Below are 14,724 nucleotides of genomic sequence, written 5' to 3' on the forward strand. Positions count from 1 at the left end.
GCTAAACAATTTGAAGGAGGTATGGAATGCAGTTTTCCGAAACATCCATATAAAATAGAGAATCAGGCATCTAACTGGTATGGGAATGTTTTTTAATGGACACAAACGATAATGCATGAAATATTTTTTGGTGATTAGTTTTTCCTTACTCTTCTTGTATAGCAATGCGCAAAACAAAGAAGACAAGTGGAGTTTGCAGCGATGCGTAGAATATGCCATGAAAAACAATATTTCTGTAAAACAGGCTGATGTGCAGGCCAGACTGGCTGCATTGCAGGTACAGCAGGCTAAATTATTTCAAATACCCACCGTTTCGTTAGGAACGGGTGTTGGGGTGCAATTTGGCCGGTCAATTGACAGAACCACCAATATTTACACCAATACACAGGCTTTGTATCAAAATATACAAGCCAATAGCAATGTAACTTTATACAATTGGAATCGATTGAAGAGCAATGTTTCTGCCGCTCAATTCAGTGCACAGGCGGCTTTGGCCGATGTAGAAAAAGCATCGAACGATGCGGCATTAAATGTGGCTACCTATTATTTACAGGTATTAAGTGCCAATGAGCAAATTAATATTAGTAAGGTACAAATTCAACAAACGCAAACGCAGTTAGATATTACTAAAAAGCAGGTAGATGCAGGTGCATTGCCTGAGTTGAACCAAATTGAACTAGAGGCACAATTAGCCAATGATAGTAGCAATTACATTGCTGCTAAAACCACTTTTTTACAAAGCGTTTTACAATTGAAAGCAGTATTGAATTTGGATGCTGCTGCACCCTTTGAAGTAGATACACCAGATGTTTCAACGATACCATTAGAATCCTTTGCAGATTTACAACCCGAAGTTGTGTATGCTTTAGCTTTGAATAATCAGCCTTTACAAAAGGGTAACGCCTTTCGGTTAAAGGCTGCACAAAAAAATATTCAGGTAGCCAAAGCAGCTTTATATCCTACGCTTGGGTTTGGCCTAAGTTTAGGTACCAACTTTTATAATTCTTTTAATCAGATTGATGGGTACACTTTCAATGGGTATTCACCAATAACCGGTGCAGAGCCTATTGTAAAAATTGGTACCAATACCTATTATGTGCAAAGTCCAAATATTTCTATTACTCAGTCTAAAAGAAACTTTGGACAGTTGTGGCAGGGATGGAGTAATCAAATTACCAACAACTTTGGTCAGGGGTTGGGTTTAAGTTTAAGTATTCCTGTTTTTAACAATGGGCAAAGCAAAATTGCATACCAGCAATCCAAGCTCAATTACAAAAACACACAGTTGCAAAATGAACAGGCAAATTTTACCTTAAAAAACAATATTTATACAGCATACAGCAACGCAGAGTCTGCTTTCGAAAAATTTACTGCCGGTAAAAAAAGCGTAATGAGTGCTCAGAAGGCTTACGATTTTGCATTAAAACGTTATGAAATTGGTATGTTGGGTACGGTTGATTTAATTACCAATCAAAATAATTTACTGAAAGCCAAATTGCAACAGGTAGCCAATGAGTATGATTATATTTTCAAAATGAAATTATTAGAATTTTATAAAGGCATGGGTTTAAAATTATAAGCAACGAAATATTTCAACAAGACATCCAACATCTCAATCAACATATAATAAAAAAATATTATGAATAAAAAATTATTTTGGACCATCATTATATTGGTTATACTACTCGGTGGTTTATGGGGATTAAAAGCTGCCGGCATTATTGGTAAAGATGAAGGCATTAAGGTTTCTGCCGAAAAGGCCGAGAACAGAACCATTATTGAAAGTGTAAATGCCAGTGGTAAAATTTATCCGGAAGTGGAAGTGAAAATTAGTCCTGATATTAGTGGGGAAGTGGTTGCACTCAATGTAAATGAAGGTGACACCGTAAAGAAAGGCCAGGAATTGGCAAAAATTTATGCCGACATATATGTTACACAGCGCGATCAGGTGGCTGCGGTAGTAGCACAGGCACAGGCACAGGTGGCCAATTCACAGGCAAACCTGGCAGGCTTAAAAGCAACCGTTGAACAAACTGAGGCAAATTTTAATCGCCAAAAAAAATTGTTAGATGACAAAGTAATCAGCCGACAGGAATTTGAAACAGCCCAGCAAGCGTATCGCGCTGCTGAAGCCAATTACAATGCAGCACTTCAAAATATTATTGCCAATAAAGCCAATATTAAAAATGCACAGGCACAGTTGGCAAAAGCCAATGAAGATTTATCGCGTACCATTATTACCGCCCCCATGAGTGGTGTTATCAGTTTAATGAGTATTAAAAAGGGCGAACGTGTGGCCGGTAACAGTTTTAATGTAGGTACTGAAATGATGCGGATTGCTGATTTAAGCAGTATTGTTGCACAAGTAGATGTAGGTGAAAATGATATCCCCAAAATTAAAATTGGTGATACTGCTTTAGTGGAGGTAGATGCTTACAACGACAGGAAATTTAAAGGGGTTGTTTATAAAATAGCAAACCCCGTTACCAATGCATCTTCAACTACTACTTCAACCGATGTTACCAATTACAAAGTACACATTCGTTTGTTGCAGGATAGTTATAAAGATTTAATTGTAAAAGGCCGTTTCCCCTTCCGGCCCGGTATGAGTGCCAGTGCCGATATACAAACCAAAACTGCCAGTAATGTGTTAAGTGTACCATTGAATGCAGTGACTACCCGCGATATGAATGCCGATTCCACATCTAATAAAAAAACGGCAACTTCTAATAATAATAGTGATGCTACTGTTAATAATAATACCCCAAATGATAATACCCGGGAAGTAGTTTTTGTAATACAGAAAGATGGTACCGTTAAAATGGTACCCGTTAAAACCGGTATTCAGGATTTAAACTATATTCAAATAACCAATGGTTTAAAATTAGGTGATGAAGTGGTAACAGGGCCCTATGCAACCGTGAGTAAATTATTGAAAGACAAAGACAAGGTATTGGTTACCCCTAAAGATAAATTGTATGAAGTGAAAGCAAATTGAGTTTTGCTGTATCAATTTTTTTATCCGGTTGCAGTTCTGTAGCCGGTTTTTTATGTTGTAATTGCAGGGATCAACTCTTTGTATTGTATGTTTGTTCAATCGAAAAAATACAAGTATGCAAATAGGTATTGTAGGAAGCGGAAGTTGGGCAACAGCTTTAGCCAAAATTTTAACCGATAACCAAAACAAAATTTATTGGTGGATTAGAAATGAAAAAACCATTGCTGTAATGCAGCAACGCAAACACAATCCGCATTATTTAAGCAATGCTTATTTTAATCCGGAATTGTTGCATTTGTCAGCTTCCATACATGAAGTTGTGAATACAAGCGAAGTAATTGTAGTGGCCATCCCATCTGCATTTGTTGCTGCTGCATTCACTGATTTGCCTGCTCATGCATTGCAGGGAAAAAAAATTATTTCGGCTATCAAAGGTATTTTGCCTGAAGGGAATTATTTGTTTCATGAGTATTTGTCAGAAAAATTTCAATTCCCAATATCTGATTATTATACATTATTAGGCCCCTGCCATGCCGAAGAAGTTGCGGCTGAAAAGCTCTCCTATCTTACCTTTTCCGGTATGGATACAACAATGACGCAGCAATTGGCCAATTATTTTAAAACAGAATACATCAATACCGGGGTTAATAGTGATATTATAGGTGTGCAATATGCAGCAGTATTAAAAAATATTTATGCGTTGGGTGCCGGTATTGCGCATGGATTAGAATATGGCGATAATTTTTTAAGCGTATATATTGCCAACTGTTCTCATGAAATGAGTCATTTTTTATCGGTAGTTACTGCCAACTATTTACCCGATAAAAAAAATCATACCACTAACTATGCTGCATCCGTTTATTTGGGCGATTTATTGGTAACCTGTTATTCACTGTTTAGCCGCAACCGTACTTTTGGAAATATGATTGGCAAGGGTTATAGCGTAAAGTCGGCTCAGCTGGAATTGAATATGGTTGCTGAAGGCTATAATGCTGCAAAGTGTATGGTTACCATCAACCGGCAATTTAAAACATCTATTCCCATTGCTTCAGTTATCTATGCCATTTTATGGGAAAATTTATCACCGGAAGAAGGGTTTAAAAAAATTGAAAGCTATTTAATTTAATGCTGTAATTAAGCATTTACTTCAAATAAATCAGCAGCAATACCATCGGCAAACAACATTCCTTTTTTTGTTAAACGAATTTGTTCTTTTTGTGGCTGCCATTCCATGAAGCCCTGGTATAACCATTTTTGAGCAGCTCGTATTAATCGTAATTTGTTTGTTTCAGTCCAGTTATCATCAAGTGTTGACAAAGTGAGGCCTTCTCTGGTACGTAAGGCAATCATAATTTGTTCATTTCTTTTTTGAACGGGTGTAAGCACTTCTGTTTCTGCAGGAATCTTTCCTTTTTGAATGCTTTGTATATATAATGTGTTGTTTGCAATATTCCATTGCCGCAATGTGCCATTATACGAATGTGCTGATGGGCCCAATCCAACATAAGGTATCCCTTTCCAATAGCTACTGTTGTGTTTACTTTCATAGGCTGGTTTGGAAAAATTAGAAACTTCATATTGTTCAAAACCTGCTTCCGGTAACCATTGCATTAACAATTCAAATTGTTTGGCCTGAACAGCAGCATCAATATTTTCTTTTGATTTGTTTTCAATGGAATGATGCAGGGCTGTTTTGGGTTCAATGGTTAATGCATAACAGGAAAGATGCTGAATAGGTAGTGTTATGGCTTTATTTATGTTTTCTTTCCAGGCTTCTTCTGTTAAGCCGGGTATACCATATATTAAATCAATACTAATATTATAAAACCCGGCAGTATAGGCTTGTTGAATGGCTTGTACGGCAGCTGTTGCATTGTGCGAACGGTTCATCCATACTAAATCAGCATCCCGAAAAGATTGAACACCCATGCTTAATCGGTTGATGCCTGCACTGCGCCATTGCACCAAAGCTTCCGGAGTGCAATCATCTGGGTTCACTTCTAAGGTAATTTCTGCATCAGCGGCAAGGGTATACTGTTGTTGTATGGTTTCCAACAAAAACAAAAGCTGTTCAATGGTTAGCAATGAAGGGGTTCCTCCTCCAAAATAGAGTGTATCAACTATCTGTTGCTTTAAAAACTGATTTTGTAATTCCGCTTCTTGTGCAATAGCATGTACCATTTCGGGTATCTGTTTTTTTGCAACTGAAAAATGAAAATTGCAATAATTGCAAGCCTGTTTACAAAATGGTATATGCACATAAATGCCTGCCATGGGTAATATTGTATCAATTAAAATGTAAAGTTACAGGTATGAACTACTGTAATAGACAACATTGCCCGGTAAAATAACTACTCAAAAATTCATAAATCTGATTAACAGGTAAGGCTTATCACTATTTTTGCGCATCATGAAGTGGATTGCCATTGCTTTGTTGGGTTTCTTTTTTGCACTAATGCCAGGGTTTTCTGCGGCACAGACTGATTCTGGCCATCAGTTGCCGGTTCAGCAAGCTGAAAAAAGCACATTGCCACAGTTGCAAAAAAAAATTACCACCACCCAGCCTGCATTAGAAAGTACAATGGTACAACCGTTGATAAAAAAAATAAGGCCCGTGGTTAGGAAAGACAGCGTTGTGCTTAAAACCGACAGTATTAAAAATGTAACTGATTCGGCTTTAAATATCGTTGTGCCAGTACCTGTAGTTGTAAAAAGCAATTTGGATACCAGCACTTACGCCCAATGGCTTCCTGTTTCAACCCTGCCATTTCTGAAAGCACCTGTTTATCAAATAACCAGGTTCAAAGAGTCGGGTGGCAAAGATGAATTGTTTTATGTTTTGTGTGGCGTGTTATTCTATTTAGGGTTATTGCGTCAATTGTTTCCTAAATATTTTGATAATTTATTTGCTTATTTTTTTCAAACCACCTACCGGCAAAAACAAATGCGGGAACAATTAATTCAGGGGCAATTGTCATCATTGCTTTATAATATTCTGTTTTTTTTGAATGGCGGATTATATATTGCGCTGATTGCACAATATTTTTCCATTCATATTTTTTCATTCTGGTTGTTGGTGCTGTACAGCAGTGTTCTGCTGGCTATTATATATGGGGGTAAATTTTTAATTCTTTCGGCTGCCGGATGGATTTTTAACGTAAAACAGGCTGCATCGGGTTACAATTTTATTGTTTTTTTAATCAATAAAGTGGCAGCCATTTTCTTAATTCCGGTTATTTGGCTAATTGCATTTTCGGCTAAACCCTATGCTTCATTTGCGTTACAGTTTAGTTTTTTCCTACTGGCATTTTTATGGTTGTATCGTTTTATCATTAGTTTATCTACTCTTCGGCGTGAGCTTAAAATAAGCAGCTTACATTTTTTCCTGTACATTTGCGCCGTAGAAATAATACCTGTATTGTGCATGTACAGGCTAATGTTCCAATATTTAGACAAATAGTTTTTAATTTTGTATTCACTTAGTACAACAGCATGGTAAAAAAAGCAACTAAAAATTCGAACGTTGTTAGCAGTAAACCGGTAAAAAAAATTTTAATTGCCCAGCCAAGACCGGAAAGTGAGAAATCGCCCTATTTCGACATCGAAAGAAAATATAATGTGCAATTTGTTTTTGAGCCGTTTATATGTTTAGAAGGAATTACTGCCAAAGAATTTCGAAAACAAAAAATTGATATTGCTGCTTACACTGCCATTATTTTTACCAGCCGCCATGCCATTGATCATTTTTTTCGTATATGCGAGGAAATGAAGGTTTCTATTAGTCAGGATACCAAGTATTTCTGCATTACCGAGGCAGTAGCCCTCTATCTTCAAAAATTTATTTTATACAGAAAACGGAAGGTTTTTTATGGTGCTGATGGTACCAATAAGAGCTTATTTTCTGTGATTAACAAACATAAAGAAAATGAAAATTTCTTATATGTTTGCAGTGAAAATCAGCAGGATAATGAGATTGTAAACTGGTTAAAAACCAATAAGTGTGAATACCAGTTAGGCTTTATGTATCGCAGTATTAGTAACAACATCAAACCCCTTTTTACAAACAATGATATTGATATGGTTTGTTTGTTTACGCCCAGTGCGGTGCGATCAATTTTCGATAACTTTCCCGATTTTCATCAAAATGGTACACTCATTGGTGCTTTTGGTGGCAATACGGCCAAAGCAGTGGAAGAAGCAGGTCTTACATTAAATATTAAAGCACCCGATATACATATTCCCAGTATGACTGCTGCCATTGAACATTTTTTAGCATCCAATCAACCGGTAAAATAGCATTGAAGCGTTGTTGATTCATTTAAAAATTTTCCCTAAATCACATATCAAAAGCCCTTTTGTTTGCAGAAGGATTTTTTCTTTTCTGTAATTTGCCGGTAATATTCACAAATATGCAACATGCCAATCGGTTAATACACGAAACCAGTCCGTATTTATTGCAACATGCGCATAATCCGGTAAACTGGTATCCTTGGGGCGAAGCGGCCCTTGCTGCAGCAAAACAAAACAATAAGCCCATTTTGGTGAGCATTGGTTATGCTGCCTGCCACTGGTGTCATGTAATGGAAAAAGAAAGTTTTGAAAATGAATATACGGCTGCTTTAATGAACGAATATTTTATTAATATAAAAATAGACCGTGAAGAACGTCCGGATTTAGACCATATATATATGGATGCCGTACAAACCTTAACAGGCAGCGGCGGCTGGCCATTGAATGTTTTTTTAACACCAGATGCAAAGCCATTTTTTGGCGGAACCTATTTCCCGCCTGAACGGGCATATAACAGAATGAGTTGGAATGAAGTGTTGGTGGCTGTACACAAAACGTTTACAGAAAGAAGGGCAGAGGTGGAGCAACAGGCCGAAACCCTAACGCAACATATTCACGTTTCCAATCAGTTTGGCATATCAGAGCTGCAACAGCAAATGGATGGATTGCAAAAAGAAATGGGTATCACAATTACCCAAAACATATTGCGGTTAGCCGATACCAAATGGGGTGGTTTTGGGAAAGCGCCTAAATTTCCACAAACCATGGTGATACGGAATTTATTACGTGATTATCATCACAACGGCAATGAACAGGCACTGCAGCAGGCATTATTGAGTATTGATAAAATGCTGCAAGGTGGTATCTATGATCAGATTGGTGGTGGTTTTGCACGATATAGTACCGATGCAGAATGGCTGGTGCCCCATTTTGAAAAAATGTTGTACGATAATGCACTTTTGGTTGAGGTATTGTCAGAAGCTTTCCAAATCACCCTAAAAAACAACTATCAGGTAGCTATAGCTGAAACCATTGAATGGCTGCAAAGAGATTTAATGCATGAAAATGGCGGCTTTTACAGTGCATTGGATGCAGATAGTGAAGGGATAGAAGGCAAATATTATGTATGGCAAAAAGCTGAAATAGAACAAATTTTGGGTGATGATGCACCGCTCTTCTGTGCATATTATGGAATTTCAGATGCAGGTAATTGGGAGCATAGCAATATTTTATGGATACAGGAGCCCACAGAAGTTTTTGCAGAAAAACAAGGTATTCAGCCCGATGCTTTCAACCTCATGCTTGAAAATTGCAAGGTTGTATTACGAAAAGAGCGGTCAAAAAGAGTTGCGCCCGGGTTAGATGATAAAATTTTACTCGGTTGGAATGCATTGATGAATAACGCATTAGGAAAAGCATACGCTGCCACGGGCATTGAAAGTTATCGGGATTTGGCAATTCAGAACATGCAATTTCTTGAAACAAATTTCAATATAAATGGCATTTGGTATCATAGCTGGAAGTCGAATCAGGCTGGAATACCCGCATTTTTAGATGATAAGGCTTTTTTAATTCAAGCCTATATTACTTTGCAGGAAATTACTGGTAATGCTGATTATTTGGAAAAAGCAAAAACACTTTGTAATCATGTAATAGCCGATTACTCTGACGAAGAACAACTCTATTTTTATTTTACACCACAGTATCAAAAAGATATTATTGTAAGAAAAAAAGAACTATATGATGGTGCCATACCCAGTGCCAATGCAATAATGGCTTTTAACTTGTGGTATCTGTCAATCATCTTTCATCAACCAGAATGGGCAGCGCGAAGCAGGCAAATGATTTCAGGCCTTCAAAAAGTTATTGTTGAGTATCCAACGTCATTTGGTTACTGGGCATTGGTAGTACAACATTTTATTTATCCCAATAAAGAAGTGGTTTTTACCGGAAATGAGGCAACAGACTATATTGCTCCTTTTTTAAAAAAGTACTATCCCAATAAAATTTTTCAGGCTTCAATAAAATTTAATGAAGGCTTCCCTTTGTTAATAGGTAAAGAATTTAACTGTAAATCAATGTTTCATGTTTGTGAAAATTATGCCTGCCAAAATCCTCAGTCCAATTTTTCAAATTTTTTTTCTGAATTTCAATTAAACCATTAATTTGCACTCTCCCTGTTTATCCCTCCCGGAAAATAAAGTTAGTAAAAAGAACGTTAAGTAAATGCATCGTTGAACTTTACTCGAACTAAAATTTAAATTAAAGCTAATTTTACAAAGTAGCATGTGTGCTACTTATTGCTATATATTTGTCAATATTCTATCAAGAAATTATGAAGAAGTACCATTATAGTATTTTGCTGGTGTCGTTGGTATCGGTGGGGTTTACTGCCTGTTTCAAAGGGAAAAGTAAAAATCCGCTGGATGATGGCCAGTTACATGGAGTAGCGCCGGGCGCCGGAAAAAGTATGGGAAAACCGAGAGGAATGGTTTACATTCCACCAGGAACCTTTCACATGGGCCCCAGTGATGAAGATATTAATTTTAATTATACCGCCCGTAACAGACAGGTATCTATTCCGGGCTTTTGGATGGATGCTACAGAGATAACCAATAATGATTATCGGCAGTTTGTATATTGGGTGCGTGACTCACTTGCCGCAAAAGAGTTGGGTTACTATAAATCATCTGCCGGTGCTACCGGTGGTGATTCTGCCATAGCCATTGACTGGAACAAAGCGCGTACCATTAAATATGATGCCTCAAATCTGGAAAAATTAGGCAACAAGCTCATTCTTGCGCCGGATAACAGATTATATGGCAAGCCGGATATTGACCCCAACAAATTGTTGTATCAGGTAGAAACTTTTAATTTATTTGAAGCTGCCAAAAGAGAAAATGCCGGGCAGCCACGCAGTAAATTTATTGTGCGTTATCAGGTTCCCATTTATCCGGACACCCTGGTATGGATGCGTGATTTTTCCTATTCCTACAATGAACCGATGACTAAAAGATATTTTGCACATCCTGCTTTTGGTAACTACCCTGTAGTAGGTGTTAACTGGAAACAGGCCGTTGCATTTTGCCACTGGCGCACCCATATACAAAATGCTGCTTTGGAAAGAAAAAAGATGGCTGTTGAAAGCGATTACCGATTACCAAGCGAAGCAGAATGGGAATATGCAGCCCGCGGTGGCAGAACCAATTCAATGTACCCCTGGGGGAACTATTATATCCGCAACAAAAAAGGATGTCTGTTGGCCAACTTTAAACCCGGCCGTGGTAATTATGCTGAAGATGGTGGTTTCTATACAGTTCGGGTAGATGCATACTGGCCCAATGATTACGGTTTATACAATATGGCAGGAAATGTTGCTGAATGGACCAATTCCTATTTCAACGAAAGTGCCTATAATTTTATGTCTGATATGAGTCCGGATGTACGCTATGAAGCTAAAGATTCTGATCCTCCATTAATGCGCAGAAAAGTAGTAAGAGGTGGAAGCTGGAAAGATGTAGGTTATTTCCTGCAAACCAGTACCCGCACATTCGAATACCAGGATAGTGCAAAATCTTATATAGGATTCAGGTGTGTAATTGACTTAGCTCCAAGAATGAAAAAATAGAACCCTAAAATCAGCACATTTCATTGATTAAAACTTTAATAAACTTTACGGATACAACAGGCGATGCAATCGCAGGTAGTATTCTATTAACCCAAACCCAGTAAAAATTTAAATTCTCCTAATTATGGCAGCAAAAATTCCTCCTCAGGTAAGTAAATGGTTCGATGTTGGTGTTTCTGTTGGTGCAGCAGTAGTTATCTTCGGTGCATTGCAGAAAATTTTACACACTCCAATTGCAGATGTAATGTTGAAAGTAGGTTTAACTACAGAGGCATTAATCTTTTTAGGATATGGTATACTTTATGTAATATTTCCTTATATGGATGATCATGAAGTGCATATTCCCGGAGCAAAAGTTCCTGCCGGAAACCCGGCTTTACAAACCATGGAAAAAATGTTATTGGAAGCTGATATCACACCCGCTAACCTGAGTAAACTGAGTGCAGGTTTTCAGAAATTGGGATCTACTGTTGAAAAAATGGGCGAAATTGGCGATGTAGTAAAATCTACCGGCGATTTTAGCGCAAAAGCAAAAGAAGCTGCAGGTGCTTTGGGTACTATTACCGGTGCCGTTAGTCAAACCACTGCTTCATTATCTTCTTTTAATGCAGCGGCAGAAAATACCAAACAATTTCATACTCAGGTGCAGTTGCTGACCAAAAATCTTACTTCTTTAAATACAATATATGAGTTGGAATTGCAGGAAAGCAATAACCATTTAAAAGTGTTGAATCAATTCTATGGTAAACTAGCGCAAACTTCTGAAGCCATGAACAATTCTGCCGGTGATGCAATGAAGGCAAAAGAGCAAATTGCCATACTGGCCAATAACTTAGGTAAGTTAAATCAGGTATATGGTAATATGTTAACTGCCATGCAGGGCAGACCATAATTCATACAATGCTGATTGATTGCAACCCTATTCATATAAAATTTATATAAACTGCAGATAAATTATGGCATTACCTAAGGAGCCACGGCAAAAAATGATTAACCTGATGTATTTGGTATTAACGGCACTGTTAGCACTGAATGTATCTTCTGAAATATTGAATGCATTTAAGACGGTGAACAATAGTTTAGGTACTTCAAATGAAGTAATTGAACAGAAAAATCAAACCCTTTTTAAATCATTTCAGGAAAAATTAAATCAGGCCGATACAAAAGAAAAAGCAGCCATTTGGTGGCCAAAAGCTGAAAAAGCAAAGCAATTATCCGAAAACATGTATGTTTACATTGAATCATTAAAAGATTCTTTAAAAAGAGCTTCCGGATATAACCCACCAAAAGATACTACTTTTAAAGAAGACGATTTAGAAGCTTCTTCACGATTAATGGTTGAAGAAAAGAAGGGAAATGAATTACAGCAAAAGCTAATTCAGTTTAAAAAAGATCTGCTGGCTATTGATACCGGATTTGCTATGCAATATGCGGCTACTTTGCCCTTAGATGTTTCTATTCCTAAAACAGCAACTTCTGATGCTGCAAAAAAAGATTGGGCATATGCTTATTTTAATATGACACCTACTATTGCAGGTATTACTATTTTAAGTAAATTCCAAAATGACGTGAAGAACTCTGAAGCCCGTGCAGTGGAATATTTCCACAATAAAATCGGGGAGGTGAAAATGGTGTTTGACACGTATGTGCCTTTAATAGGCCAAAGTGCACAATATTTAATGCCCGGACAGGAGTTGGATGTTACTGCCGGTATTGGGGCATTTAATAAAGAATCAAGACCCTCCATATCCATTGACGGTGCCAGTGTTCCGTTACAGCCCGATGGTACTGGATTGTATAAAACAACAGTAGGTGGTCCGGGTTCTTATGTAAAAAAATTACATATCAGTTATTTCAACCAGGCAACCGGTAAGCAAGAAACAAAAGATGTTGATATAAAATATACCGTAGGTTCACCAACAGGTGCCAATGTAAGTGCTGATGCTACCCGGGTATTGTATATTGGTGTAGCTAACCCACTAACCGTTATTGGTGGTGCAGGGGTAGGTGATGAAAGAGTAAGTGTTTCTATAAGTCAGGGTTCTTTAACCAAGACCGGCCCCGGTCATTATGAAGCACAGGTAACTACACCCGGCGAAGCAACTGTTACCGTGAATGATGGAAAAAATATAACACCTTTTAAATTCAGGGTAAAAACCATACCCGATCCCGTTGCCAAAGTTGGTAACAGTAAAGGTGGTAGAATGGCTTTGAATGAATTTAAAGCAATGGCTGGTGTGCGGGCAGATTTGGAAAACTTTATTTTTGAAAATTTAAAATACAATGTGTTAAGTTATACTTTTATCGCGACGGGTAAAGCTTTTGCCGAGCGGCCAGGAATTTCTGTAAACAATGGCGCTGTTTTTAATAGTGAAACTCGTGCTTTAATTGAAAAATTAGGACCCAACTCTACTGTTTTAATTGATATGATTAAAGTAGAAGGACCGAATGGAACTACCTCATTACCGCCCATTTCATTCTATTTATATTAAATTTTTGATTATGAAAAAAACCAGCATTCAAATTTTTGTGTGGATTGTTGCAGTAACTGTGCTGATGTTTGAAAGCAATGCTGCGTTGGCGCAGGCAAAAAAGCGAACTGCCAAAAGAAATACAACGCCACCTACACAGCAACCGGCCAATAATGCTGCCAATCCGTATTTGCAGAATAATAATTCTAATACGAATAGCAACAACCCTTATTTGTCGGGCAATCCAAATAATGCACCCGCTGCAAACAGTAACACAAATGCCAATGCAAATACACCAAAGCCTCAAAATGGCTGTAGGGAATATGTAAATATGCCCAGCAGCAGTGAAGGTGGTTTATTTGATACGGTAAAGGTTTCGCTTCGCCCGGACGATCCTACACGCAATTACGAAATGGTGCGTGATAAAACCCCTTTGGCTTATGATTTTATTCGGGAAGATGATGCTGTTTTTAAAGAAAGGGTTTGGAGTGAAATTGACATCAGGGAAAAAATGAATCAGGTATTTGGATACGCCTCTAATGAAGACAATGGCAACCAGCGTTTAATTTCAATTATTGTGCAGGCTGTGATGAATGGGGATGTTACCGCTTTTGATGCAAATGATGATCGTTTTACCACACCACTGAGCAAAGCGGATTTTATGAAAACTTTTGGCGGTGGCATTGATACTATTCAAAGAAGGAATATTGATGGTCAGCCAACCGGTGTTTGTGAAATCAGACAACGGCAGATAGTTGCAGATTCCATCTACAAATTCAGAATTAAGGAAGATTATATTTTTGATAAAGAAGCTTCCAGATTGGTGCGTCGTATTATTGGTATTGCACCCATGATGAAAAGATATTTATCGGATGGTACCACAGTTGGTAATGATTTGTATCCTTTGTTCTGGGTTTATTACCCTGATATTCGTGCAACTTTTGCTAAAGTGCAGGTGTACAATCCAAAAAATAATGGCGCCAGAATGAGTTGGGATGATTTGTTTGAAAGCCACATGTACAGCAGTTATATTGTTAAAACAACTATGGATAACTTCAAAAATCAGTATTTTAAAGATTATATTAAAGACCCCCTATTCCGTTTACTGGCCGGCGAAAAAGTTAAGGAAAAGATATTTAATTATGAACAGGATTTGTGGGCTTATTAAGCATTGCTGGGGCTTGTTTTAACTTGGTATTAAATTTGTTTTATAATTTCAGTAGAATTTTTTTTTTAAAAATTATTGTTATTTAAAAACTAATCTGTACCTTTATCTCGGTTTTTCATAGGATATTGGATTTTAAAGACGGGGCTGGATTTTTATCCTGGCCCTTTTT

The 14,724-nt window shown here is 37.5% G+C and carries 11 protein-coding genes; 10 read left to right on the plus strand and 1 reads right to left on the minus strand.

What is annotated here, in order from left to right:
• The first annotated feature begins 115 nt into the window (after window positions 1-115).
• The 3 genes from JK139_RS11065 (at window position 116) to JK139_RS11075 (ending at window position 4,124) form a co-directional block, all read left to right on the plus strand.
• Entirely contained in the window at window positions 116-1,579 is a 1,464-nt protein-coding gene (locus JK139_RS11065) for a TolC family protein (RefSeq protein WP_074420490.1), read from the plus strand.
• A 60-nt stretch (window positions 1,580-1,639) separates the two neighbouring features.
• Window positions 1,640-2,998 (plus strand): efflux RND transporter periplasmic adaptor subunit, encoded by a 1,359-nt coding sequence (locus tag JK139_RS11070; RefSeq protein ID WP_074420491.1) that lies wholly within the window; start codon window positions 1,640-1,642, stop codon window positions 2,996-2,998.
• A 115-nt stretch (window positions 2,999-3,113) separates the two neighbouring features.
• Complete coding sequence (locus tag JK139_RS11075) at window positions 3,114-4,124, plus strand: NAD(P)H-dependent glycerol-3-phosphate dehydrogenase (RefSeq protein ID WP_074421089.1); 1,011 nt, start codon at window positions 3,114-3,116, stop codon at window positions 4,122-4,124.
• 8 nt (window positions 4,125-4,132) lie between these two features.
• Here the strand turns inward: JK139_RS11075 and hemW are convergent, their stop codons facing one another.
• Window positions 4,133-5,272 carry a radical SAM family heme chaperone HemW gene (gene hemW / locus JK139_RS11080; RefSeq protein ID WP_218331305.1) on the minus strand — a complete coding sequence of 380 codons (1,140 nt, stop codon included), beginning with the start codon at window positions 5,270-5,272 and terminating at the stop codon, window positions 4,133-4,135.
• Window positions 5,273-5,408: 136 nt separating this feature from the next.
• On the opposite strand from hemW, the gene JK139_RS11085 reads away from it, so the two are divergent.
• From JK139_RS11085 to porN, 7 genes are all read left to right on the plus strand, one after another.
• Window positions 5,409-6,458, plus strand: a complete 1,050-nt coding sequence (locus JK139_RS11085; protein ID WP_218331306.1) for a DUF4271 domain-containing protein — start codon at window positions 5,409-5,411, stop codon at window positions 6,456-6,458.
• A gap of 32 nt (window positions 6,459-6,490) precedes the next feature.
• The gene (locus JK139_RS11090) at window positions 6,491-7,294 is read left to right on the plus strand and encodes a uroporphyrinogen-III synthase (RefSeq protein WP_074421087.1); all 804 of its coding nucleotides are present in this window, start codon (window positions 6,491-6,493) and stop codon (window positions 7,292-7,294) included.
• Window positions 7,295-7,407: 113 nt separating this feature from the next.
• On the plus strand, window positions 7,408-9,453 hold the full coding sequence (locus JK139_RS11095; RefSeq protein ID WP_218331307.1) for a thioredoxin domain-containing protein: 2,046 nt from the start codon (window positions 7,408-7,410) through the stop codon (window positions 9,451-9,453).
• A 170-nt stretch (window positions 9,454-9,623) separates the two neighbouring features.
• Window positions 9,624-10,916: a T9SS ring complex lipoprotein PorK/GldK gene (gene porK, locus JK139_RS11100; protein ID WP_074418197.1), complete on the plus strand. Its 1,293-nt coding sequence runs from the start codon at window positions 9,624-9,626 to the stop codon at window positions 10,914-10,916.
• Window positions 10,917-11,040: 124 nt separating this feature from the next.
• Window positions 11,041-11,808: a type IX secretion system motor protein PorL/GldL gene (gene porL, locus JK139_RS11105; RefSeq protein WP_074418198.1), complete on the plus strand. Its 768-nt coding sequence runs from the start codon at window positions 11,041-11,043 to the stop codon at window positions 11,806-11,808.
• Between the two features lie 64 nt (window positions 11,809-11,872).
• A complete protein-coding gene (gene porM, locus JK139_RS11110) occupies window positions 11,873-13,408 on the plus strand; it encodes a type IX secretion system motor protein PorM/GldM (protein WP_074418199.1) in 1,536 nt (511 codons plus the stop codon).
• 10 nt (window positions 13,409-13,418) lie between these two features.
• A complete protein-coding gene (porN, locus tag JK139_RS11115) occupies window positions 13,419-14,555 on the plus strand; it encodes a type IX secretion system ring subunit PorN/GldN (RefSeq protein WP_218331308.1) in 1,137 nt (378 codons plus the stop codon).
• Window positions 14,556-14,724 lie beyond the last annotated feature (169 nt).

It is taken from the genome of Hydrotalea lipotrueae (genome assembly GCF_019249625.1).
In the GTDB taxonomy this organism is placed as follows: Bacteria; Bacteroidota; Bacteroidia; order Chitinophagales; family Chitinophagaceae; genus Hydrotalea; species Hydrotalea flava.